At 51.6% G+C, this 23696-nt stretch carries 23 protein-coding genes; 10 read left to right on the forward strand and 13 right to left on the reverse strand.

Annotation, left to right across the window (positions count from 1 at the left end; all coding sequences use genetic code 11):
- Positions 1 to 167: 167 nt before the first annotated feature.
- The gene (locus tag KOI40_RS08510; protein ID WP_216097083.1) at positions 168 to 1400 is read left to right on the forward strand and encodes an MFS transporter; all 1233 of its coding nucleotides are present in this window, start codon (positions 168 to 170) and stop codon (positions 1398 to 1400) included.
- Between the two features lie 54 nt (positions 1401 to 1454).
- Here KOI40_RS08510 and KOI40_RS08515 read toward each other — a convergent pair whose 3' ends face one another.
- The 9 genes from KOI40_RS08515 to KOI40_RS08555 all read right to left on the reverse strand — a co-directional run bounded on the left by KOI40_RS08515 (position 1455) and on the right by KOI40_RS08555 (position 9530).
- Positions 1455 to 3047 carry a phospholipase D family protein gene (locus tag KOI40_RS08515; RefSeq protein ID WP_216097084.1) on the reverse strand — a complete coding sequence of 531 codons (1593 nt, stop codon included), beginning with the start codon at positions 3045 to 3047 and terminating at the stop codon, positions 1455 to 1457.
- Between the two features lie 373 nt (positions 3048 to 3420).
- Positions 3421 to 4197, reverse strand: coding sequence for a TrmH family RNA methyltransferase (locus KOI40_RS08520; RefSeq protein WP_369413164.1), 777 nt, complete (start codon positions 4195 to 4197; stop codon positions 3421 to 3423).
- Between the two features lie 63 nt (positions 4198 to 4260).
- Complete coding sequence (locus KOI40_RS08525) at positions 4261 to 5169, reverse strand: Rossmann-like and DUF2520 domain-containing protein (protein ID WP_216097085.1); 909 nt, start codon at positions 5167 to 5169, stop codon at positions 4261 to 4263.
- A gap of 79 nt (positions 5170 to 5248) precedes the next feature.
- On the reverse strand, positions 5249 to 5662 hold the full coding sequence (locus tag KOI40_RS08530; protein ID WP_216097086.1) for a CBS domain-containing protein: 414 nt from the start codon (positions 5660 to 5662) through the stop codon (positions 5249 to 5251).
- 206 nt (positions 5663 to 5868) lie between these two features.
- Complete coding sequence (locus tag KOI40_RS08535; RefSeq protein ID WP_216097087.1) at positions 5869 to 6630, reverse strand: pyridoxine 5'-phosphate synthase; 762 nt, start codon at positions 6628 to 6630, stop codon at positions 5869 to 5871.
- Positions 6631 to 6841: 211 nt separating this feature from the next.
- The gene (locus tag KOI40_RS08540) at positions 6842 to 7372 is read right to left on the reverse strand and encodes a peptidylprolyl isomerase (protein WP_304504195.1); all 531 of its coding nucleotides are present in this window, start codon (positions 7370 to 7372) and stop codon (positions 6842 to 6844) included.
- Positions 7373 to 7534: 162 nt separating this feature from the next.
- Positions 7535 to 8251, reverse strand: coding sequence for a TIGR04211 family SH3 domain-containing protein (locus tag KOI40_RS08545; protein WP_216097088.1), 717 nt, complete (start codon positions 8249 to 8251; stop codon positions 7535 to 7537).
- A gap of 160 nt (positions 8252 to 8411) precedes the next feature.
- Complete coding sequence (locus KOI40_RS08550) at positions 8412 to 8717, reverse strand: YciI family protein (RefSeq protein ID WP_216097089.1); 306 nt, start codon at positions 8715 to 8717, stop codon at positions 8412 to 8414.
- Between the two features lie 111 nt (positions 8718 to 8828).
- The gene (locus KOI40_RS08555) at positions 8829 to 9530 is read right to left on the reverse strand and encodes a VC0807 family protein (protein ID WP_216097090.1); all 702 of its coding nucleotides are present in this window, start codon (positions 9528 to 9530) and stop codon (positions 8829 to 8831) included.
- A 97-nt stretch (positions 9531 to 9627) separates the two neighbouring features.
- On the opposite strand from KOI40_RS08555, the gene KOI40_RS08560 reads away from it, so the two are divergent.
- From KOI40_RS08560 to rluB, 5 genes are all read left to right on the forward strand, one after another.
- Complete coding sequence (locus KOI40_RS08560) at positions 9628 to 10452, forward strand: PHP domain-containing protein (protein ID WP_216097091.1); 825 nt, start codon at positions 9628 to 9630, stop codon at positions 10450 to 10452.
- Positions 10453 to 10565: 113 nt separating this feature from the next.
- Positions 10566 to 11189 (forward strand): L-threonylcarbamoyladenylate synthase, encoded by a 624-nt coding sequence (locus KOI40_RS08565; protein WP_216097092.1) that lies wholly within the window; start codon positions 10566 to 10568, stop codon positions 11187 to 11189.
- A 296-nt stretch (positions 11190 to 11485) separates the two neighbouring features.
- Positions 11486 to 12490 carry a segregation and condensation protein A gene (locus KOI40_RS08570; protein ID WP_369413165.1) on the forward strand — a complete coding sequence of 335 codons (1005 nt, stop codon included), beginning with the start codon at positions 11486 to 11488 and terminating at the stop codon, positions 12488 to 12490.
- Positions 12491 to 12593: 103 nt separating this feature from the next.
- Positions 12594 to 13733, forward strand: coding sequence for an SMC-Scp complex subunit ScpB (scpB, locus tag KOI40_RS08575; RefSeq protein ID WP_216097093.1), 1140 nt, complete (start codon positions 12594 to 12596; stop codon positions 13731 to 13733).
- Positions 13734 to 13785: 52 nt separating this feature from the next.
- On the forward strand, positions 13786 to 14622 hold the full coding sequence (gene rluB / locus KOI40_RS08580) for a 23S rRNA pseudouridine(2605) synthase RluB (RefSeq protein ID WP_216097094.1): 837 nt from the start codon (positions 13786 to 13788) through the stop codon (positions 14620 to 14622).
- Positions 14623 to 14711: 89 nt separating this feature from the next.
- On the opposite strand, the gene KOI40_RS08585 is transcribed toward rluB, so the two are convergent.
- The 4 genes from KOI40_RS08585 to KOI40_RS08600 all read right to left on the reverse strand — a co-directional run bounded on the left by KOI40_RS08585 (position 14712) and on the right by KOI40_RS08600 (position 18600).
- Complete coding sequence (locus KOI40_RS08585) at positions 14712 to 15683, reverse strand: HPP family protein (protein WP_216097095.1); 972 nt, start codon at positions 15681 to 15683, stop codon at positions 14712 to 14714.
- A 162-nt stretch (positions 15684 to 15845) separates the two neighbouring features.
- On the reverse strand, positions 15846 to 16562 hold the full coding sequence (locus KOI40_RS08590) for a YebC/PmpR family DNA-binding transcriptional regulator (protein WP_216097096.1): 717 nt from the start codon (positions 16560 to 16562) through the stop codon (positions 15846 to 15848).
- Between the two features lie 92 nt (positions 16563 to 16654).
- Positions 16655 to 17671: a metal-dependent hydrolase gene (locus KOI40_RS08595; RefSeq protein WP_216097097.1), complete on the reverse strand. Its 1017-nt coding sequence runs from the start codon at positions 17669 to 17671 to the stop codon at positions 16655 to 16657.
- A 92-nt stretch (positions 17672 to 17763) separates the two neighbouring features.
- Positions 17764 to 18600 (reverse strand): helix-turn-helix domain-containing protein, encoded by an 837-nt coding sequence (locus KOI40_RS08600; protein ID WP_216097098.1) that lies wholly within the window; start codon positions 18598 to 18600, stop codon positions 17764 to 17766.
- 209 nt (positions 18601 to 18809) lie between these two features.
- Between KOI40_RS08600 and KOI40_RS08605 the strand changes: the two genes are divergently transcribed.
- From KOI40_RS08605 to KOI40_RS08620, 4 genes are all read left to right on the forward strand, one after another.
- A complete protein-coding gene (locus KOI40_RS08605; RefSeq protein ID WP_216097099.1) occupies positions 18810 to 20615 on the forward strand; it encodes an acyl-CoA dehydrogenase in 1806 nt (601 codons plus the stop codon).
- 53 nt (positions 20616 to 20668) lie between these two features.
- A complete protein-coding gene (locus KOI40_RS08610) occupies positions 20669 to 21124 on the forward strand; it encodes a MaoC family dehydratase (protein WP_216097100.1) in 456 nt (151 codons plus the stop codon).
- A gap of 45 nt (positions 21125 to 21169) precedes the next feature.
- Entirely contained in the window at positions 21170 to 22087 is a 918-nt protein-coding gene (locus tag KOI40_RS08615; protein ID WP_167184722.1) for an SDR family NAD(P)-dependent oxidoreductase, read from the forward strand.
- Positions 22088 to 22194: 107 nt separating this feature from the next.
- The gene (locus KOI40_RS08620) at positions 22195 to 23376 is read left to right on the forward strand and encodes an acetyl-CoA C-acyltransferase (protein WP_216097101.1); all 1182 of its coding nucleotides are present in this window, start codon (positions 22195 to 22197) and stop codon (positions 23374 to 23376) included.
- The last annotated feature ends 320 nt before the right edge of the window (positions 23377 to 23696 follow it).

Below are 23696 nucleotides of genomic sequence, written 5' to 3' on the forward strand. Positions count from 1 at the left end.
ATCTGTAAGTTTGAAAAAGCCCGCTTTTGCGGGCTTTTTCAGTTTTGGAGCTTGGGTTTGCTCGCTGGTCCTGTTTGGTTCTGTGTCTGGGATCGTGGGCTGTTTCGGGTGAAGTTCCCCACTAAGTCCGCTAGAATGCTCGCTTTTTGCACTGTCTGGAGTAAAGCTTGGGGCTGTTTGTTAAGTATTTGCTGGCCATTGGTTTTGCGGCTCTGGCTATGGGCATACAGATTGTGCTTTTGCCCTGGTTGGCAGTAGGGGAGCTGCAGCTGTCAGCCAACCAGGTGGGTTGGGTTCAGTCCGCGGTATTGCTCCCGGGCGTTGTCTTGATGCTGTTTGGTGGCGCCTTTGCGGATCGCCCCGGAGCCGTTCGTCTGCTGCCGGGACTTTATGGCTTGCTGGTGTTATGCCATGGGTTCATGTTGTGGCAAGTGGGGCTTGGGATGCTCGTACTGCCAATTCTGCTGGGCTACGCGTTAATGCTGGGTATTTGTAATGCGTTTATCCAGCCCCTGCGCGAAAAGGTGTTGCCTCTGTTTGCGAGCAACGACTCCAGTCTGCAGACCTCTGTGGTTCAAATCAGTTTGTGTGTTTACGTCGCCCAGGCGGTGGGTGTCAGTTTGGCAGGGCACATGGATCAATGGGGAGTGACGTCCATTCTGGCGGCCCAGTGCGTCTCTGTTTTTATCAGTGCGGTGCTGTTTTTCCTTCTGGTACGTCAGGAGCGGCGGGAGGGGGGGAGCGCCAGTCATCGCTCTTCAGCCAAAGAAGGGCCGTCTTCAGTTGTTTCTATCGCCGATGGCTTGCGGTTTGTTTTTCACCACCGGGTCTTGAGGCACCTGATGGTGCTGGTTGGATTCAATGGATTCATGCATATCGGGGTGTTTGTGGTCGCACTGCCTTTACTGGCAAGGGACATCTACCAGCAAGATGCCCTGTATTTTGCCGGTTTGCAGCTGGTTTTTGTCGGTGGAAATATTGTCGCAACGCTGGGTTTGCTTCGTCGTGGTCTGGTTGACCGTCCTGGGCGTCCGGTGCTGTTCTGCCTGCTCTATGCGGGCATTATCATGCTGGCCATTTCTGCTCAGCCCAAGGCAATAGGTTTGTTGTTTCTGGTGTTTGCCTGGGGTGTGGTTGCAGGGGTTGCCTCCAGCCTGGGTAAATCGCTGTTACACCAGCAGGTCGATGAGAGTTATCGGGGGCGAGTGTTATCCATTTATCAGCTGGCCCTGTTCGGCGCCGCCCCGTTGGGGGCTCTGGCTTGCGGTTATGCGGTTCACAGCTGGGGTGCGTTGAATCTGTTCAAGATCGGAGGGCTGTTGTCTCTTGCGCTCTTTGTGTTGTACTGGGGCGTTCGCGCTTTCTGGGAGGTCTCTACAGAAGATGGCAGCAGTTCATAGAGTGAGCTGCTGAACTGGCAAATCCAGCCAGGCCGGGTCGGGCCCGGCGCTGCTTTAGATCTGCGATTCGATGGGGAGAAGCGACAGAAGCCAGACTTTGAAGCGTTGCCAGCCGGTGGATTCTGGCTCTTCATGCAGAATGATCGGACTTCCGTCTTCGGCCTCAGCTTGCCATTGCAAGTCATCTTCCTCATCCAGAGACAGTCGCCAGGCAAAATCTGGCTGTGTCCATTCTTTGTAGGTTGCCTCCAGTTGTTTGTTAATGGCAGGGCTCTTGATGTAAACGCCAATTTCAGTGTTCTGAATCAGTGAGCGACCGTCCAGGTTGACGGAGCCAACAATTACCCGGTCATGATCAATCACAAACGATTTTGCGTGCAGGCTCGCTCGTGACTCACCTTTGAACCATTTCAGACGTCGTTTTTGACCTGCCTGTGAGCGGAGTTCCCAGAGATCAATGCCTGATTCCAGCAGTGGCTTGCGATAGCCGCTGTAACCGCTGTGCACAACCGCCACATCGGTGGTGCTGAGGGCATTGGTTAATACTGATACTTCAACACCGCGTTTTTCCAGATTGCTCAGAAAATCAACGCCATTCTCGCCAGGAATAAAATACGCAGAGCTGATCAGTAGCTGTTCCTCGGCGTTAGACAGCACCTGCCGCAGTTTGGACACAAGATATTGGTCTTCTCCAACCATATCCCTGCGGGTGGCTTTATCGGGCGGGTCTGCGTACAAGATAGCTTCACCCCACTCGATGGGAATATCGCCCGAAAGCAGGCGCTGACCCAGTGTAGAGGTTTTTAGTGCAACCCCATACTCGGAGCTCTCCAGGGTATCGAAATGCTCTGTTGCCATTTCCCGCAGGTCGGTCAGTTTCAGGGCTTTTTCTGACGGAGTCAGCAGTACAGATACCGGGACTGAGGCGTTGTGATTCCAGTAGGCATCAAAACTTTCACTGGCTGTTTTAACCACTGGACCAAAACACAGGATATCGACATCCTGAAAAAAGGTCTCATTGTTGGAGAAGTAAGCATCCCCAATATTACGTCCTCCGGTGACAATCGCCTGACCATCCGCCACCAGAAGTTTATTGTGCATGCGGTGGTTTACGCGGCTGAAGTGGGCGGCTTGTTCAAGGTTTCTGAAGAGCCCTGAACGGGCCGCGACAGGATTGAAGATGCGAAGTTCGATATTGGGGTGGCGATCCAGCGTAGCGATCCAGGGGTCTTTAATGGGGGTGCCCAGATCATCCACCAGTACCCGTACCCGAACTCCGCGGTCGGCAGCTCTCAAAACCTGGCTGATCAGGGTTTTGCCAGATGTGTCATTGGCAAAAATATAATATTGCAGATCCAGCGACACATCGGCGTTTTTTATCAGGGTGGCACGGGCTACGAAGGCGGAGAGGCCGTCCTGGAGCAGATACAGACCATTGGGGCCTCCTTTTGAGCCGCTGGCCTTGTGTTTCTCCATCAGTGGTATGAGGGCCTTATGAAGCCGTGTGTTTTCGCCGACCAGGGTATGGGTGACCGTGCGGGCTTCGGGGTCATAAATATTACTGGCCTGGCAGCCCATTAAGGTCGTAAGCACAAGGCAGCTGAATATCAGACGTGTCAGCGGATTGGTAAAAGGGCGGTATGGCATGAATATTCTCGAGCAGAACGGGTTAATTGGTTTTCTAGCAGTATGATGGATCTTGTGTGGTTAGAAAAAGTATAGCTAAAAGTTGCAAAAACGCAGCTTGATAGATGCTCATGCTCGAGACTGTGAGAACTTTAGATAGTTAATGTTTTTGAGGATTCAGCGGGAGTTCGCCAGCACAAGATGACGTCTGACTTTAGGCGTTTTGACAGGGAAGCAGAATCGGTCATCGAAGTCTTGGCCAAGAAGCAGTTTAAGCCTTTACTGAATGCTATCCTTTGCTGGTTGGCGGGACAGGGTTAGAAGAAACTGAATAATGGACTGGCCCCACTAAAACCCGGTTCTGCCGGTCTTTGTGGGGCTGGATCACAAATGGTTACAGCTGGCCCCGAAAGGCAAGCAGGCTGGCCGTCACCGCCACATTCAGTGATTCGACGCCATTATTCATCGGGATACTGACCAACTGGTTGCATTGTTGTGCAACACTTTCCGAAACGCCTTCCGTCTCATTGCCCAGAACAAACACCTTTGCCCCTTCAAGCGGAATTTCGCCCAGTGTGTGTGGTGCATGTGATGATAGTCCGTAGATGGCACTGCCATTTTCACGGAAGTCGGCCAGCGCCTGGGGCAGGTCTTTGCAGCGTAAAATAGAAGCTTTAAACAGGGTGCCAGCACTGGCTTTTATAACAAGAGCGTCCAGTTTGGCACAGCCTTTTTCTGGCAGCAGCAAAGCCCTTGAACTGCCGGCACAGACAGAGCGGATAATCATGCCCAGATTCTGAGGGTTGGTAATACGATCCAGGGCAATAACCTCGGCCGCTTTGGATTCGGGGGATTTTAAAAAGTCCTGATAGTCCTGATACCCCGAGCACACCAGATCCACAGCGACGCCCTGATCCTGTTTGCTGTTGCGGGAGATGCGAGACAGTGCCTGGCGATCATGGTAGAGAATCTCTGCGCCTTTAGCTTCTGCCAGGGATGTAATCTCGGTGATGATACCTCCCGGACGGTTGGATTCCGCCAGGTGTAGCCTGAATACCTTCGTGGCGGGATCTTCCAGGGCTTCAAGCACGGGCTTGCGACCGTAAATCGTCAGCAGCTGGTTAAAGAATTGCTTTTTCTTCAGGTAATTTTCACTGTCGCTTTGGGTCACTTTAATTCCTGCTTGCTGGTGTTTCGGGGCTGGATAAGACTTATATGAGTCGGAATGCGTGGATTATAAAGGGTTTTGCCGATTGGCGAGCAGGGATCTGATCGCGTCCAGGCTCTCGGAGCTGGCGGGTTGTTCTTGTTGTTCTGCAACCTGCACCGTCTGTTGTCCCAGTGATCGATAAATATCGCTCAATTGGTTGCTCAGAGGTTGCAGTTTGTCGAGATGGCTTTGCACGGTGCTGAGGTCCCCCCGTGAAATCGGGCCGGTCAGGGCCTCCTCTGGGGATTTCTTTAGCGCGTTGTCCAGGGTTTGGTGGGTGATGGGCAGTAGCAGTTGCTGGGCCTGAGAGCGGCTTACACCCGCAGCTTCAAAACATGCGAGACTGGCATCCATCAGTCCGACGAGGTAATTGCAGGCCATGACGGAAGCAGCGTGGTAGAGCGTTTTTTGTCGCCCATCGATCTCAAATAATTCGGCACCGATCGCACTAAAAGCGGGTAACAGCGTTTGCAGAGCCATATCGCCACCTTCATAACCACAGTAGCTGCCGGAAAATGCGTCCAGTGATTTGGCCGGTGAAGCAAAGCTGTGGATGGGATGAATACTGGCAACAGAGGACGCTGAAGATTGGCCGCCAATCAGAATGTTGCTGCCGAGGGTTCCGCTGCAATGAAACACGATGCTCTCGGGTTTTAACAGCTCCGGTTGACCGTGAAGCCTTGCGGCTGAGTCTTCTATGATGCCGTCCGGCGTGGCCAACAGCCAGACATCAGCGGGTATCAGCGCCTCAAAGGATGTGGCTGCCTGGGCCAGATCCGCATTATGGCTCCCATTGATAAAGTTACAGGCTTTTTGGGCGCTTTCTGGCGAGAGTGTCAGTACTTGTTGAATGCGAAACAGGCCTTGTTGTTGCCAGAGGCGAGCCAGTGTCTGGCCAAGTTTGCCAGCGCCGATAAGGTTTAAGGTTTTCATGGGAGACGCTTCTGACTGATGGGGTGGTTAACGCCCGACAGTATAAAGGTCCGGCCTGAATGCTGAAACTGTTCAGGCGTTAGCGATGGATATAACAATCCGCATCATTTTCGATCAGTGCTCTCAGAACGTGTGAGCGGTTGATGATGCCGATCAGTTTGCCATCCCGGATGACCGGGTAGTTTTTAGGCAGGCGATCGAGCATTTTTTCGGCAATTTCCAGAATGGATGTATCCGGGGTGGCTGAGAGTACCGCCTTGCTCATCACCTTGGTGATGTTGGGTGGCTCTTCGCAATAAAAGGTGTTGTTGAGCATTTCTTTCATGCAGTCCTGCTCTGAGACATAACCCACCAGCTTGTGGTCGCTGTCTACCACGGGTGCTCCTATGACTTTATTGCGGAGCATGGATTCTACGGCGTCACGGATATTGCTGGTGACCTGAATCGCATGGGTGTTGGGATCCATATAGTCTTTGACCAGAATGGATTGCATGGCCTCTATCCTCGCTGAGCTTTTGGGTGTCGTTTTCAGCGACACTCTTATATCTGTTTGCTGTTTCAGTGGTATTTCTACCGCTAATGGTCAGGTGTTGTGAATACAGCTTAGATCAAAAACAGGCCATCTGCGCCAGCAGAAGCGCAGATACCGTCAAATATGAGGCGAGGGAAGGGGGGGGGCTGAAACTAGGTCTACAGAAACTAGGCCTGACAAATGGCGTGATAGCGTCTGACAGCGGTCTCCATACCCATGGCGATGGAGTCGACAGTCAGGGCGTGGCCAATAGAGACCTCCAGAATATCCGGGATCTGGCGGAATTTGGGCAGGTTTTCCAGATCCAGATCGTGACCCGCATTGACACCCAGACCCATGGCAGTTGCTGCAATGGCAGCTTCTTTGTACTGCTCGAACAGGGCTTCCAGATTGTTGGACTGCTGGCGATAGGCCTCGGCGTAAGGGCCGGTGTACAGTTCGATACGCTCTACACCCAGCTCTTTGGCCAGTTTGATTTGTTCAATATCGGGGTCCATAAACAGGCTGATTCGGCATCCCCAATCTTTCAGTTGCTGAATGATGGGTTTCAGGCTGTCGGCAGAGGTTGTCAGATCAAACCCATGGTCTGAAGTCAGCTGATCATCGCCATCGGGAACGAGGGTGCATTGGTCCGGGCGGCATTTTTCAACCAGAGCCATAAAGCCCGGGTAGCTGCCCTGGGCACCAGCAAAAGGGTTGCCTTCAACATTGAATTCAATACCCGCCAACGGCTTTACCAGCTCACTGAGGTCATACACATCGCCCGGGCGAATGTGGCGCTGGTCAGGTCGGGGGTGAACCGTGATGCCCTCAGCGCCAGCGGCTAAACAGACCTTGGCGTGCTCCACCACTGAAGGATAATTACCTTCACGGGAGTTACGCAGCAGGGCAATTTTGTTGAGGTTCACGCTTAACGCTGTATGAGTCATAGGTCATTCATTCTCGACTGGAGGGAGGTCGACAGGATGGGACATCCATCTTGATGAGCTCCCTGGTAGAAACTGTAGTAAAAACGAGTAATCGAAGTTGGGCAACTCAGTACTATAGCAACCCAGTACTCTGGCAACTCAGTACTATGGCAACTCAGTACTATGGCAATTAGTCAAAGCTTAGCCTAGATATTGCTGGCTTCACCGGTAGTCAGGGGGTAACCGTGACTCCAAGAATGCGGATGGGCAAGTCAGGCGCTTGTGGTCGGTATTTGCCCTGTGGTTCTTCGGTAATTTTTTCGACCACGTCCATCCCGTAGGTGACACGGCCAAAAACGGTATAGCCCGGGGCATCTTTAGTGGCATCCAGATGCGTGTTGTTGTTCAGGTTGATAAAAAACTGGGAGGTGGCGCTGTCTGGATCGGGGAGGCGGGCCATGGCAACTGTACCGCGTTGATTTCGAAGCCCGTTTTGGGATTCGTTGACGACCGGATCGCGGGTTTCTTTTTTGACGTAATCGAAGGTCATGCCTCCAGCCTGAACCACAAAGCCCGGAATGACCCGATGGAAAATAGTACCGGCGTAGAAACCATCGTTACAGTAACGAAGAAAATTCTTTACTGTTTCAGGTGCTTTCTCCGGGAACAGCTCCAGGGTGATGGTGCCAAGATCCGTTGTCAGTTCGACTTTGGGGGATTGACTGACAGCGGCTTGTTTATCAGAGGCCTGATCAGCAGCCAGACTGTGATTTCCGGCAAGCAGCAGGCAAGCGATGGCTAGCGTCTGAGAAAATCGCAGCAGTGCAGAGCGACAGGGCAAAATATAATCAAACACGGATCTTCCTTGTCAGAAAACATTTAAAAAAGGGGCGGACGCGTCAAACTTATCTGGCATTGAGCAGGCTTATGCCCACTCAGAGTAACGCTTGCGACGACGGAACGCAGGGGCAACCAGAGTGATGATGACGCCCAGCAGAACCGCTCCGGCACCATACAGGAAAAACGTATTGCGCTCATCACTTTGCAGCCGCTGGTTCTCAGCCTTGATGACTTCCAGTTCATTTTGCATGACCTGATGATCGTGCATCAGCTTTTGATGGCGCTGGTTGAGGCTGACGGCATCAGCTGAAATACGCTTGAGCTCTGCCAGTTCGCTTTCCAGCTCAGTGACTTGTAGCCTGGCACTGGCCAGTTCTTTATCCAGTTCGCTGCCGGTAGAACGTGCTTCCCCCAGCTGTTGCTTGAGGGTGTCGTACTGGTCCTGCACCTTTTTCAAATTGGCTTCAGCGGATGCCAGTTTCAGGGAGTCGGTAGGCGATTTGATCAAAAACTGGCTGCGTACGAAGCCGACTTCGCCGCTGCTGGTTTTGACTTCTGTCCAGCCTTCGCTGTCTTCCGAGATCACTGTCAGGCGAGTACCGCTTTTCATCCCTTTGTCGAGAATCCGGTACTGGTTGCCCTTACCGCTGCGTAACGGAACATAAAGAGTATCGGATACCCAGCGATATTCGGCGGCACTGGCCGTATTGGCGCCTAAAGTCAGGCCGAAAATCATACCGAGGGCCAGGGTTGAGGAGGCAATGAATGTGGTGGTCTTCTTCACAGTAGCTATCTTCTTCACGCAGGTTTCCGGATCAGTATTAATTGGGGGGCACAGCCTACTGTAATTCGTGCTTTTCGCCTGTCAACTTGCTCACAGTTAGCAGGCTGGCTCGCGGAAAAATGACCGCAAGGGCACGGATTACGGTAGGTTTGGCTCCATTCGGATGCCGCAAGGCGGGTTAAGGCAGTACTTTTTTGTAGGGTTTTACGACGACTTTGGCGTAAACCCCGGCTTCAATGTACGGGTCTGCATCTGCCCAGTTTTGAGCGTCTTCCAGTGAGTCGAACTGGGCAACCACCAGGCTGCCGGTAAAACCGGCTTCACCGGGATCGCTGCTGTCGATGGCGGGGTGGGGACCGGCAATCAACAGACGGCCCTCAGCTTTGAGTGCCTCAAGGCGTGCCAGATGCGCAGCCCGGGACTTCTGTCGTAATGGCAGGCTGTTGGGGACGTCTTCGCTGATGATGGCGTAAAAGAGGCTCATAAAGGGAGTTCCTGTGTGTTCTTTAAGTTATTTGATGTTGAATTTGAGTCTTCAATAGGAGTGGGACCTTAGCGGTAAGTTCCCCGATAAGGCCAGCTTAATTTCAAAGAGTTACTGCTGGATCAAAATATCATCCAGATCCAGTTGGGTCAGGGACTTGATGCGGCTGAACAGATAGAACAGAGCGCCCATCATCACCAGAGTCGCGGGTATGGCAATGACAGGAAAGCTCAGGGCGGTCATTTTACCCAGCTCGGCGTTAAATGCTTCGGTGCCCGGCGGACTGACCAGCAGGTATTTCGCCAATGCGTAGTTCAGAAAGGACGACAGGAAGAAGGACATGGCCACTAAATAGGAGGCGTTTTTCAGGGCCTTGTCAAAGGCGGTTTCATTACCGGTCGTTTCCAGTGCCGCGGCAACCTTGTCGATTTGCAGGATTTTGTCGTTGTAGAGAAAGGTTTTAACCAGAGGGTAGCGGGTCTTGAGGGAAATCAGGGTCGCGATCCCCAGGATCCCCGGGACGCCTGCTTCCTTGATGACAATGTACTGAGGATCCAGCTCCAAAAGGCTGATTCCTCCGGTCAGAAAGATACTCAGTACACCGAGGCCGGAAAACAGGTTGATCTTGCCGGTGCGGCGAAAATCGTTGAGGCCGTAAACAATGGGAAAAGCCAGTGCCACAACGATGGCCCACTGGGTGCCGAGCATATTTTCCCCGCTCAGCTTGGTCAAAATGACCGTGGGAATCACGATATTCAGCAGCAGATTCAGCAGCAGGCTTTCGCGTTTGGGTTCATTTACAGCTTGTGTCATGGTGAAACTCAGAGATAATGGGGCCATTCATGGCATGGGCACAGGTGTTTTCTTTCAATCCTGCCGCCTTTCCCTTTGTGACCTTAAAGGAATCAGTTTGCACGATCTACATACCCACAGCCTGTGTTCAGATGGTATTTTACGTCCTCAGGCGTTGGTGTCGAGAGCTAAAATGCAAGGCGTTACGGTTTTGGCTCTAACCGATCACGATACCGTTGTCGGCCTCGAAGAGGCGCGCGAAGCTGCTCAAGTAGAGGGCATTCAAGTACTGTCCGGTATTGAATTCTCCTGTCTCTGGAATGGCATAGGCATTCATATTGTTGGCCTGAACATTGATCCCGAGCACCCCGAGATGCAGGCGGCTGTAGCCCGCCAGGGAGAGAGTCGGGAAAATCGTGCCATTCAAATCGGTGAAAAGCTGGCCAAAGCGGGCATCCCTGGGGCTCTGGAAGGTGCCAGAGCGAAAGCCGGTGATGCTGTCATCGGTCGTCCTCACTTTGCCCAGTACTTGGTCGAATCTGGCCGTGTCAGCAGTATGAATGCTGCCTTTAAAAAATACCTCGGAGCTGGCAAGGTAGGGGATGTGAAGCAGGTGTGGCCTTCGGTGCCAGTGGCCGTGGAGTGGATTCTGGCCGCTGGGGGTGTGGCAGTTATCGCTCACCCCGACAAGTATAAGATGACCAGAACCAAGCTGGGACGGTTGATCGATGACTTTACTGAGGCCGGAGGTCAGGCCATGGAGGTGATCAGTGGTTACCAGACACCGGATCTGACGCGCAATCTGGCACAGATTGCCAACAAACACGGTTTGTATGCATCCTGTGGCAGTGACTTCCACGTGCCGGATCAACCCTGGCAGGAGCTTGGTAATTTCAGTGCTCTGCCGCCGGAATGTCGTCCCGTATGGGAATTGTGGAGTTGAATTTCATTCAACTGTATCCAGCACAGCAAAACCTTAATCAGACCGTATTTTAGAATCCAGATCGTATTCAGAGCCCGGCGGAAAGTGATCCCGGGTTCGGAAAGGGGAATTTAGTGGCTCAATTTTTTCAAATACATCCAGAAAACCCCCAGCCCCGCTTGATCAAGCAGGCTGTGGAAATCATCCGTGCCGGTGGATTGGTGGCCTATCCCACCGATTGCGCCTACGCCCTGGGTTGTCATATTGGCGACAAGATGGCGTTAGACCGTATACGTGCCATACGTCAGTTGGATAAGCATCACAACTTTACGTTGGTATGTCGGGATTTATCCGAGTTGGCTACCTACGCCAGAGTGGATAACCAGACTTTCCGTCTGCTCAAAGGGCACATGCCTGGCGCGTTTACCTTCATTCTCGAGGCAACCTCGGAAGTTCCCAAGCGTCTGATGCACGCAAAGAAAAAGACCATCGGGATGAGAGTGCCGGACAACCCAATCGCTTTGGCGTTGCTGGAAGAGTTAGGTGAACCGCTGATGACCAGCTCATTGCTGATGCCCGGTGATACTGTGCCTCTGACTGATCCCTATGACATTCGCGAGACACTGGAACACCAGTTGGAGCTGGTTATTGATGGTGGTTTCTGCGGTATGGAGGCCACTACCGTGATCGATTTGACTGGGGATGCGCCGGAGCTGGTTCGTCAGGGCTGCGGTGATGCCAGTGACTTTCTGGATTAACCCGGATCAGACTTGCTCAGTCTGGGTGATAGCCCACTGAAAAGTGCACAAAAATTCTGCCGGTATTTGCTGTAGATGCGGTGAATTTCGGAGTTTTTGTGAATCGTCGTCTTGCTCCTGTCTCGGCAGGGCATTAGACGTTATAATCCCGACTTATTTGCGGATTTTGACTTCCATTTCCATGGGGGTTTGTATTCAATTTGTTCTCCAGTCACCTGTCTGCTTCAGATTCACTGAGTTTGTAAGGGCCTGGGGCCTCATAATAAGAGCGATGACGGTAAACAGAAGGGTATTTTGTGAACAGCGACGTTGAAGCCATAGCTGAAGAAAACAGCCTTGAAACAGCTGTGGACACGGACAAACCGTCAGGAGGTGAGGTGTCATCTGTCGATTCCGAAGTGACAGGGGCGCAGCCGGATACAACCGATAGTGAAAGTGAGGCTGTTGCCGGAACTGATACCGCGCAAAAGCAGGACAAAAAGCCTGCTGCGACTTCTGCTAGAACCAGTCAGGGGGCGCAACAGTCAGAAATGCCTTTTGCCATTGTTCAGGGGCAGGCTTTTACCCAGCTGCCAAAAGACCTGTATATTCCACCCGATGCCCTGGAAGTGTTTCTTGAGGCCTTCGAAGGGCCGCTGGATTTGCTGTTGTATCTTATCCGTCGTCAGAATCTCGATATTCTGGAAATTAACGTCGCGGATATTACCCACCAGTACGTTCAGTACGTGGAAATGATGGAAGCCATGCAGTTTGAGTTGGCCGCCGAGTATCTGGTGATGGCCGCCATGCTGGCAGAGATCAAGTCGCGCATGTTGTTGCCGCGCTCGCATGAAGAGGAAGAGGAAGAGGACGATCCAAGAGCTCAGCTGATTCGTCGTCTGCAGGAATACGAACGCTTTAAGGTCGCCGCTGAAGACTTGGACGAGATACCTCGAATGGGCCGTGAGATACATCAGGCCTCTGCGCAGGCGCCTGATCGTAATCTGACCCGTCCAGAACCTGATGTGGAGATGAAAGAACTGCTGTTGGCTCTGTCAGAAGTGCTGCGTCGTGCGGACATGTTCGAGAGTCACCATGTCGAACGGGAAAAGCTCTCCACTCGCGAGCGTATGGCTCAGGTGCTGGATAAACTGAGTGGCAATCACTTTATGCCATTCGTCAGCCTGTTTACTGTAGAAGAAGGCCGCCTTGGCGTGGTCGTGACTTTTCTGGCCGTCATGGAGCTTATTAAAGAACAGCTGGTTGAAATCGTGCAAAGCGAAAGCTTTGGTTCGATTCATGTAAAAGCCCGTTCACAGTAATCAGTCAAGACTCGAGATTGCCTCACGGTTTTCAGATCTGGACACAGAGATAACGTACACAAATTTAGCAGCCAAAAATAACTAGGATCAGGTAACACGCTTCATGAGCTTTGATAAACAACTATTACGTCAAATTATTGAAGGGGCTCTGTTGGCGGCTGGCCAACCCTTAACCCGTGAAAAGCTCTTGTCCTTGTTTGATACCGTCGATGAGGAAGCCGAGACAGCAACGGAAGCGCCATCCAAGGACGACATTCAAGCGGCTTTGGAAGAAATACAGGCCGAATGTGGTGGCCGTGGTTTTGAGTTGGTCGAAGTGGGAAGCGGTTGGCGTTTTCAGGTGCGCAAGGAAACGGCACCCTGGGTGAACCGTTTGTGGGATGAGAAACCGCAAAAGTATTCGCGGGCACTGCTGGAAACCCTGGCATTGATTGCCTATCGCCAACCCATTACCCGTGGTGATATTGAAGAAATTCGTGGCGTGGCTGTGAGCTCGCACATCATTAAAACACTGACTGAGCGTGAGTGGATTAAGGTGGTAGGGCATAGGGATGTACCTGGTCGTCCTTCTCTGTACGCTACGACCAAAGGCTTCCTGGACTATTTCAGCTTGAGAAGCCTCGAAGAGTTGCCGTCATTGGGCGAGATTCAGGATATTGAAAGCCTCAATAATGAGCTGGATCTGCAATTGGAAAACGCCGTCGCTGAAGCGCAAGGCGAAGCGGGTGCAGCTGAGGGTGATTCTCAAGCGCAAAGCGAACCGTCAGAGGCTCAAGACGCTGAGATATCAGAGCAAGCCGACGAGTCCGTGGCTGCGAGTGATGATGCCTCTGACGAGGTGTCGGAAGACGGTTCTGAAAATGTTGCTGAAGACAGCACCCAGCAAGCTTCAGAAATCATTGCTGAGGATGATGGCTTAGTAGCAGAAGAGCCTGCCTATGAAGAAGATGGGCTCGATGACGCGGAATTGGCCGAGCCGCACGTGGGCGAGAACGCTCCCTTATCGGATGATGAGGACGAGCGCACCCCTTATGAAAAACTGATGGATGGTGATGTGCCAACTGTCGAACCAGAAGCCTCTGACGATGATGACGTCCAGGCTTCGGCTGATATTCAACGCGACGTTTCAAGTAATCGTGACGACGTTGCAAATGATAGTACTGTAGAAGAACCCCCTAAAGAAGGGCGCGATAGTTTGTTCGCGCCCAGTACCGCAGCTTCGGTCTTTGATGAAACCGACTGAGTGGACAATACTCATCGGATGGATAGGTTGACCGGGCTGACATAAGAGATATATGGAAAACGACGAAAAGTTACAAAAAGTATTGGCGCGTGAAGGTGTTGGCTCACGTCGCGAAATGGAGCGGTTTATAGCCGCTGGCCGTGTTGAAGTGAATGGTAAGGTTGCCCAGCTGGGTGATCGTATTACCGTGAAAGATCGGGTAGTGGTCGATGGCCGCCGAATTAAGCTGACGCCTCCACAGAATAACCCGCTTCGGGTGCTGTTGTATAACAAGCCGGAAGGGGAAATCTGTTCCCGTTCCGACCCCGAAGGCCGTAAAACCGTCTATGACCGTTTGCCTGAAATCAAGAATGAACGTTGGATTTCCGTTGGTCGTCTGGATTTCAATACCAGTGGATTGTTGCTGTTTACCAATGATGGCGAGTTGGCCAATAAGCTGATGCACCCGTCGTCCATGATCGACCGTGAGTACCTTGTGCGTATTCAGGGAGATGTGGATGACGATATGAAGAAGCGTCTCAAAGAGGGCGTGCTTCTGGAAGATGGCAAAGCCCGGTTTACCGATATTGTTGATGGTTCAGGCGATGGCAGCAATGCCTGGTTTTACTGTGTTGTCATGGAGGGACGCAATCGTGAGGTGCGTCGTCTGTGGGAATCCCAGGGGGTTAAAGTCAGCCGCCTGAAGCGAGTGCGTTACGGGAATATTTTCATTCCCTCACACGTGCGTGTGGGGCAGTGGATTGAGCTGAACTACCGTGAAGTGAAGGAGTTGTGCCTGACTGCGGGTGTTGAGCCACCCAAGCCAAGTCCGACCTCCCGTCAAAAAGATCAGGAGCGTGAACGTCAGGTTCAGCGTCTTCGGGCTAAAGGTCCGCGTCGCAAAAAGTAAGTTTGGGTTTATTTCCCCCGTAATCAAAAAAGCGGCTTAAGGCCGCTTTTTTTGTGGATTTGTCTTTCAGAAGCTATGTCTTTCAGAAATTAGTCATCCAACTGCTTAATCCAGCGTCCATTTTGTTGACGCACTTCAAATCGAGCCCATTGCCGAAACTCCTCGCGTTGGCAAATGCCGGTTTCATAGTCGCCGTCGCCTTCAATGACTTTGTAGATCACCTTGTCTTTGGCTCCCTCTTTGTTATTGGCAGCGTCTACCACCTGGCGAATGCTCCATAAGGCACCCAGCTTGCCATTGCTGTAATAGCGGCCGGCGATGATGTGCTCAGGGTGGTCAATCTTCTGATCAGCGTGCTGTTTTGCCAGCTCAAGCAGGCTCGTCAGGCTTTCTGTGGTGATATCAAAAAAGGAGTCCAGCTCGTGCATGGCAGCGGCAAAGTCTTCCTGTGTCAGTTCAACTTCACGGTCTGAGGGCTTTGATACTGGCGGGGTGATGTACTGACGTGCCCAATGCTCCGGATAGCGACGCCAGGGGAAAAACAGGTTGAACAGCACCGCAATAAACAACAGGGCTATGACATTCATCATGACCGGATACAATACGTACTCGTAGCCAAGAGCATGAACGCTGCTGCCACCAATCACTGCGCTGAGAGCTGTTGCGCCACCGGGTGGATGTATACAGCGCAGGTAATACATGGCGCCCACGGCGAGACCGACAGCCGCACCGGCTGCAATAAACCCCTCAGGTAGCAGCTTCTGACAGGTCACACCAATAATGGCGGAGATAAACTGACCACCAAAGACAGCCCAGGGTTGTGACAGGGCTCCGTGAGGCACGGCAAACAGCAGTACAGCACTGGCTCCCATGGAAGCCACGATCAGTATGCCGGCATGATCGGTAATCAGTCCTGAATCGGCTTGAGCCGTAAGCCAGTAAACCGCAGCAATACTGAGAAGGGCACCGGTGGTTGCCAGTAATTTTTCCCGATGGCTAGTGGTGTTATGACCAATGCCCAACAGCTTTCTCAGTTCGTGATACCAACGCTGATGTTTCATAAATGTACCGGAATAAACGCTTTGCCGCTGTGATGGTTTTGATGGCCAGGCTTTTGTGTCATTGTTGGTCGTCTCTGCGGAAGCCTTTCAACAAAAACGGGCGCTGTTAGCGCCCGTTCTGTGCATACGTGTTTCAGTTGAAAACTGAAGGCATGACAGCCATTAGAGTTCGGCGTTATGGTACACGCGCTGTACATCGTCTACGTCATTGAGCATGTCGAGGAATTTCTCGAACATCTCTACATCATCGCCTTCAACCGGGGTGGTGGTTTGAGGAATGAACTGAATCTCTGCCACTTCAAAATCAATTTCGCCGAAGGCATTATTCAGTGCCTGCTTGGCTTTGAAAAATTCTGTGTGTGGAGCAAAGATGGTGATCATGCCGTCTTCACATTCGATGTCGGTCACGTCCACATCGTCCATCATCAAGGCTTCCAGTACCGCCTCTTCATCTTCACCGGCATAAGCGAAAATGGCTGAATGATCGAACATGTGGCTTACGGAGCCCTGAGTGCCGATTTTGCACTTGGTTTTGGTAAAACACTGACGAACGTCACCAAAGGTGCGGTTGGGGTTATCGGTAAGGCATTCGACAATCACCATGCAGTTACCGGGACCGAAACCCTCATAGCGAGCAATATCGAAATCTTCACCGCCACCACCTTTGGCCTTATCAATTGCTTTATCAATAACGTGCGCAGGGACCTGGTCTTTTTTGGCCCGGTCAATTAAGCCGCGCAATGCCAGGTTGCCATCGGGATCAATACCGCCTTTCTTGGCACAAACGTAAATTTCACGTCCGTATTTGCTATAAACCTTGGATTTTTGGTCGGCCGTTTTGGCCATGGATTCTTTGCGGTTTTGATAGGCTCTGCCCATGGTTTGATCCCGATCTGAATATGAATTTTTGAACAGCGGCGGATTTTACCGTTTCGCAGCAAATGATGGAAGTTCTCAGGCTTTCGGAGCCTTTAATTAGCAGAGCGTTCTTTGAAGATCATTCCGAGTAAGTGTTTGAAAGCTGAGCCACTGTCGTCTCGCTGGGTGTAGTAATCGACATAATCATGGTGTTGGGCGTCCGGTGTTAACTGGATTCCCCAGAGCGGGTCGATGTGTTGCGGCAGCATTGAGTAGCGGATGTCTACGACCTGCAAGGGGTTGTCCTTGTCGAGAGCAATGTAGCCATCAGAAAACCAGCGAAAACGCTCAATATCCCGGGCTTGTTGCGAATCCGGGGATAGCCAGGGCAGGTCACGGTTGAGATCAAGCCTGGCAATGCTGTCGCCGGGCCAGATGGAGGGGGAGGTGAGTCCCGGATTGACCGCATCCACATAGAACCGGTCTTCTGTTTCGTAGACAGTCTTCCAGACGATCAGGTTGGCAAAGCTGGGTTTGGCTTCGAGCCTTATGGGGGTATGACCCCGCTCGCTGGCCAGCTGTTGACCAAGGTCCAGAGCGCGTTCGTGCTGAATGAATCCGAAGCTGAGGTACAAGGTGCCCCATAAAACCCCACCGTATGCGTAGGATTTGAGCTTGAGTCTGGCAGCGCAAACTGTAAGGGTCAGCATAGGCAGTGTAATTAACGGGTCTATGACAGAGATGGTATCCCAGGCAAACCTTTCTTGACTGAGCGGCCAGAGGAGTTGGGTGCCATAGCTGGTGCAAGAGTCCAACAAGCCATGGGTGGCATAGCCCAGCCAGCTCCAGATAAGGATCTGCTGAAATGACAGATTCCAGCGTCGCCCAATCAATGGATAAAACACCAGGGCGCAAATCAGTCCACCAAAGGGAATAAATAACAGCGAGTGGGTAAAGTGCCGGTGGTATTCCAGCGCTAGCAGAGGATCTCCCTCGGAGCGGATCAGAACATCCAGGTCCGGAGCCATGCCGGCCAGGGCGCCAATCGTGGCAGCTTTGGCCAGGTCTTTTGGTTTGCTTTTGAGTTGGGCGACGATACCGCCCAGTACGCCTTGTGTGATCGGATCCATAGTTGGTTGCAGCTTGCTTTATTGGTGGGTCAATCTGTAATGGCTTTGTACCGTTTATGTCCAGTAAGGTCTATGCACAGTACGATATATGCTCAATACAACAGCAGCGGGTGCTCAAGTGGACCTTCTGCCAGTGCTGAAACGTCCAGAGTATCATCTTCAGGATAGAGTGTGCTGATGGTCAGCTTGGGTTCTGAAAGATAGGCCGCAGGGCCTAAGGCTCCGACAATCTGGCTGACGCTGTAAAAACGGCGCAGAGCACCCTGATAATCAGCCTGAACCCGAAAACTGGCCATTGGCTCCAGCCGGGAAGCCCGTTGCGCCCAATCGCTAGGCACATTCGGATTGTTGAGCAGCTGATCCAGCGCTGCGAGTTTGTCCGGTGATTCGTTAAACATTGCGTCCTGTTTGAGGGACATTACGATCATGGACAGAGTGTCTTCCCAGCCACTCAGGATCGTACCGGCTCCCTGACGACTGAACAGAAAATCAAAGTGGTTGGTGACCTTGTCCAGTTGGGCGGCGGGAATCGTGGCGCTATAAAACCCCACCCAGGCGCGATTCACCATCAGGATAGTGCCAGCACTGTCCATCAGCGTTGTCGGGTAAGGATCCATGGCGCGTAAAGTAAGCAGCATGGCTTTTCTCAGCCATTTGAACTCTGGGGCGTGAAAATCTATTCGCTGCTGTTGCGGGCTGTAACCGGCGGCGATGCGCAGGTGGTTGCGATCCCTATCCCCCATCTGCATAGCTTCTGCAATATCCTCAATCATAGCTTCACTGGGGCGGCTACTGCCGTTTTCCAGGCGACTGATGTGGCGGGGAGAGCTGTTGAGGCGGTGGCTCAATTCCTCTTGACTGAATTTGTGGACACCTCTCCAGAAACGGAGAAAGCGCCCGAAGGTCGGGTCAATGGAATTCTCTGCCATACTGCCATTCTCTTTATTAAATGTTCTATTGTCAGATGAGTGCCCGGGTTGAGGAGGCGTGCGCCATCATAACAGGTTCGGAGATACTCATCGCAGCAAGGCCCAGTATTGTATAAGGGTTTAACCTGACATGCCATGTCGTGGTGGCTCTATGGACGGGGGGGCACAATGCTGTTCATAACCGAAATACAAAGAGAGAGGTAATCTTCGTGGCAGCTCCTATTCTGAATACCCGCGACCTGGAATTTATGCTCTATGAACTGTTTGATGCAGAAGGCATGACTCAGCGTCCACGCTATGCAGATCACAGTCGTGAGACATTCACCGCCGCCATGGATACATCCCGTGCTGTGGCTGAAAAGTATATGTTGCCAATTCGTCAGAAAGTCGATACCAACGAACCTACCTTTGATGGCAAGAATGTACATATGCTTCCGGAAATCAAAACAGCCGTACAGGCTGTAATTGATTCCGGTTTGTCTTCTATGACTGCTGATTACGAGCTGGGCGGTATGCAAATGCCACTCATCGCCGCCAATGCGACAGGTGCTTATCTGTCTGCGGCTGGCAGCACCATGATGGGTTATACCGGGCTGACCAATGCCAACTGTAACCTGATTGAAGCTCACGGTACTCAGGCGCAGATCGACAAGTGGGTTGCTCCCATGCGCGAAGGGCGCTTTGCAGGTACCATGGCCATGACTGAACCCGGCGCCGGTTCAGGTCTTGCAGACTTAACCACCAGCGCCGTGCCACAGGAGGATGGTACTTACCGTGTCAGTGGTAACAAGATATTCATCTCCGGCGGCGATCACGAGCTCAACGAAAACATCGTTCATCTGGTGCTGGCTCGGGTGAAGGGCGCGCCGAAAGGTGTTAAAGGTATTTCTCTGTTCATTGTGCCCAAGTTTCTGGTTAACGAAGACGGATCTCTGGGTGAGCGTAACGACGTTTGGCTGGCAGGTCTGTTCCATAAAATGGGCGGTCGAGGCCAAACTTCCTGTGCCTTGAGTTTTGGTGAGAAAGAGGGCGCAGTAGCGTATCTGGTCGGTGAAGAAAATCAGGGCCTGCGTTACATGTTCCACATGATGAACGAAGCTCGAATAATGGTCGGTACTGCAGCAGCGGTAACTGCATTAACCGGTTACCAGTATTCACTGGATTATGCGAAAGAGCGTCCACAGGGTCGTTTGGCTTCCTGTAAGGATCCGCACTCTGCCCCCGTCAACATCATTAAACACCCCGATGTTCGTCGTATGCTGCTGGCGCAAAAAGCCTATTCAGAAGGAGCCTACGCTCTGTGTCTGCTGGGTGCTCAGCTTGCCGATGATGAGCGCACAGCGCCAACTGAAGAAGAGCGCAAGCAAGCACATTTGTTGCTTGATTTTCTCACGCCAATTATTAAATCCTGGCCTTCTGAGTACGGCCCGCGTGCCAACAGCCTGGCGATTCAGGTGATGGGTGGTCACGGTTATATCAACGAACATCCCGTAGAGATGTTCTACCGCGATAACCGCCTCAATCCGATTCATGAAGGTACCTACGGGGTTCAGTCTCTCGATTTATTGGCGCGCAAGGTACCAATGGGTGGCATGGCTGGTTATCAGGCCTGTCTCGCTGAAATGGAGAAAACCATTAATGAAGCCTCTACAGATGCTGCCGTTGCCGGTTTTGCCAAAGAGCTGACAGAGGCGATTCAAACACTGAAAAGCACAACTGAAGTACTGTTGGGCGCCATGGCTGAGAAAAACATCGATCTGGCATTGGCAAACTCTGTGAAGTATCTGGAGCTGTTTGGTAATGTGGTTGTTGCCTGGATCTGGTTGAAGCAGGGTATTGTTGCCAGTAAAGCTCTGGCCGGAAACCCACATGAAGATGATCAGAAGTTTTATAAGGGTAAATTACAGGCTCTTAAATATTTCTATCGTTTTGAACTGCCTGAAATTAATGTCTGGTCGAAGATTCTTTGTGATCTGGACGACACTACTTATGAAATGCAGGAAGAGTGGTTTTAAGCTTTTGGCACGGTTTTGATTTTTTAACCCACAACAATAAGTGAGAGAGTATTATGCTGATCAAGAAAGATGAAATTGAGCAATACATTGGCCGTGAGTCTGAACCAACGGAATGGTTTACCGTTACTCAGGATCAGATTGACCAGTTTGCTGACTGTACTCATGATCATCAATTTATCCATGTAGATCCGGAAAAAGCCAAGGAAACCCCTTTTGGCTCTACTATTGCTCATGGCTTTTTGTCTCTGTCCATGTTGTCTCATTTCTCTGAAGAGTTTGGTATGGCCATTGAGGGTGTCTACATGGGGATTAACTACGGCTTCGATTCCGTACGTTTCCTCTCTCCGGTAAAAGTGAATAGCCGTATTCGTGCACGGGCTAAGAATCTGGAGATTGTCGAAAAGAATCCTGGTCAGTTTGTTACCAAGACTGAAGTGACCATTGAAATCGAAGGTGTGGAAAAGCCTGCACTTAAAGCGGTGTGGATTGGCATGCAAATGGTGGCTTAAGCTACCTCTATCCAGATCTGAATTTGTTAAAGAAGGAAGTAAATTATGTCTGTTAGCTTTGAAGGTCGCGTTGCGATTGTTACTGGTGCCGGTAATGGCTTGGGGCGTTCACACGCGCTGGAATTAGCTCGTCGTGGTGCCAAGGTTGTCGTTAACGATCTGGGTGGAGCCCGTGATGGAAGCGGTAATTCCTCCGATGCCGCTAAAGAAGTTGTTGCTCTGATTGAAGAGATGGGTGGCGAAGCTCTGGCTCACGGTGCCAACGTTGCTAATTTCAGTGAAGTGCAAGACATGGTTAAGCAAACCATGGATAAGTGGGGGCGCGTTGATATCCTGATTAACAACGCCGGCATCCTGCGTGATAAAAGCTTCGCCAAAATGGAAATTGCTGATTTCCAATTGGTGATGGATGTCCACGTTATGGGCAGTGTGAACTGTACCAAAGCAGTATGGGACATTATGCGCGAGCAAAATTACGGTCGCATTGTTATGACCACATCGTCTTCCGGCATGTACGGTAATTTCGGTCAAACCAACTACGGTGCCGCCAAAATGGCGGTGCTGGGTTTCATGAATACCCTGGTTCTGGAGGGGGCCAAGTACGACATCCGTGTTAATGCTCTGGCTCCTACAGCGGCAACCCGCATGACTGAAGATCTGATGCCCCCAGAAATTTTGGCAATGTTGCAGCCTGAAGCTGTGACTGCCGGTGCCTTGACCCTGGTGCATGAAGATGCGCCAAACCGTTTCATTCTGTGTGCTGGTGCCGGGGGTTACGCTTCAACCCGTTTGTTCGAAACTGACGGTGTGTTTATTCCAAAAGAAGAGCAGAGCCCTGAAGCTGTTCTCGCTAAGTGGGATGGTGTGAGCGACACCTCCAAGCAAAGCGAGCTAGAGTCCGGGTCGAAGCAGACTGAAAAATTCCTGACCAAGGCCATGCAGTACGTTCAGTCCCAGAAATAAATTTATGGTGCACATCGGCTGGCTGATTTCTCTGGCCAGCTTGATGGGCATTAATCGCATCTATAGAAGCTTATAGATACTTCCAGAGAGAAATTAAGGATTTCGATATGAAAGAAGCAGTGATTGTTTCAGCAGCTCGTACCCCGATTGGCCGAGCTTACCGTGGTGCATTCAATAACCTGGAATCTCCGAGCCTTTCATCTTTTGCCATTGAGGCAGCGGTAAAGCGTGCAGGTGTTGATCCTGCAGAAATTGATGATTGTATCTGGGGCGCTGCTCTGCAGCAGGGTTCACAGGGTTATAACATTGGTCGTCAGGTAGTAATGGCTTCTGGTCTGCCCGTTAGTGTTTCTGGTATGAGCCTGGATCGTCAGTGTTCTTCAGGTCTGATGTCCATCGCTACTGCAGCCAAGCAAATCGTTATGGATGGTGCTCCGGTAGTTCTGGCCGGTGGCTGTGAATCCATCAGCCTGGTTCAAAACGACAAAATGAACGTGTCTCGCATGGTTGATCCAAAAGCCATCGCACATGCTCCAAACATTCACATGCCAATGCTGGATACTGCTGAGGTGGTTGCAAACCGTTACAGCATTTCCCGTGAGGCTCAGGATGAATACGCGGTTCAGTCTCAGGCTCGTACTGCTGCCGCACAAGAAGCTGGCAAGTTTGATGATGAAATCGTGCCTGTCACTGCGACCAAGCTGGTACAGGACAAAGAAACCGGTGCGATCAGCGAAGAGCAAGTGACTCTGACCAAAGACGAAGGTAACCGTCCGGGAACCAATCTGGAAGGTCTGTCTGGCCTGAAAGCTGTTCGCGAAGGTGGTTCTATCACGGGTGGTAACGCTTCTCAGTTGTCTGACGGCGCTGCTGCAGTTGTTATGATGGACAGTCAGCTGGCTGAGCAACGTGGTCTGTCTCCTCTGGGAGTTTACCGCGGTATGGCTGTCGCTGGTTGTGAACCAGACGAGATGGGCATTGGTCCTGTATTTGCCATTCCCAAACTGCTGCAACGCACTGGTTTGAAGATGGAAGACATTGGTTTGTGGGAGTTGAACGAAGCCTTTGCTGTTCAGGTTATCTACTGCCGCGATAAGCTGGGTATCCCCAATGACCGCCTGAACGTTAATGGTGGCGCTATCTCCATTGGTCACCCTTACGGTATGAGTGGTGCGCGTATGGTGATGCACGCTCTGATCGAGGGTAAACGCCGCGGAGTAAAATACGTGGTTGTGACTATGTGTGTTGGTGGTGGCATGGGCGCTGCGGGTCTGTTCGAAGTCCTGTAAGGTTTTTCTGACGCCGTACAAAAACACCGCCTATAGGGCGGTGTTTTTGTATCTGGCAGATAAATTTTGGAACCCGCTACCACAAATGAAAGTGTCTTTGGTGGCTGATTGTGGCCAGTAATCAGCCCTAAGGCCTTTCCCGCTTTTGAGGTTGTACATACTCTGTTTTCCGATATGATGAGTGGCTTTAGTGGTGCACATTCGTCAATAATGATTTTTGCACCAGAGTGCGTTTTTCAGCTTCCGAGGTAAAGGAATACAAACCGGAGTATTTTTATATCACAGGTAGCCTCAGAGAAGAGTCTGTCGTTGACGATGCC

Origin of the sequence: Pseudomaricurvus albidus, assembly GCF_018863235.1 — a bacterium.
Classification (GTDB): Bacteria; Pseudomonadota; Gammaproteobacteria; order Pseudomonadales; family Cellvibrionaceae; genus Pseudomaricurvus; species Pseudomaricurvus albidus.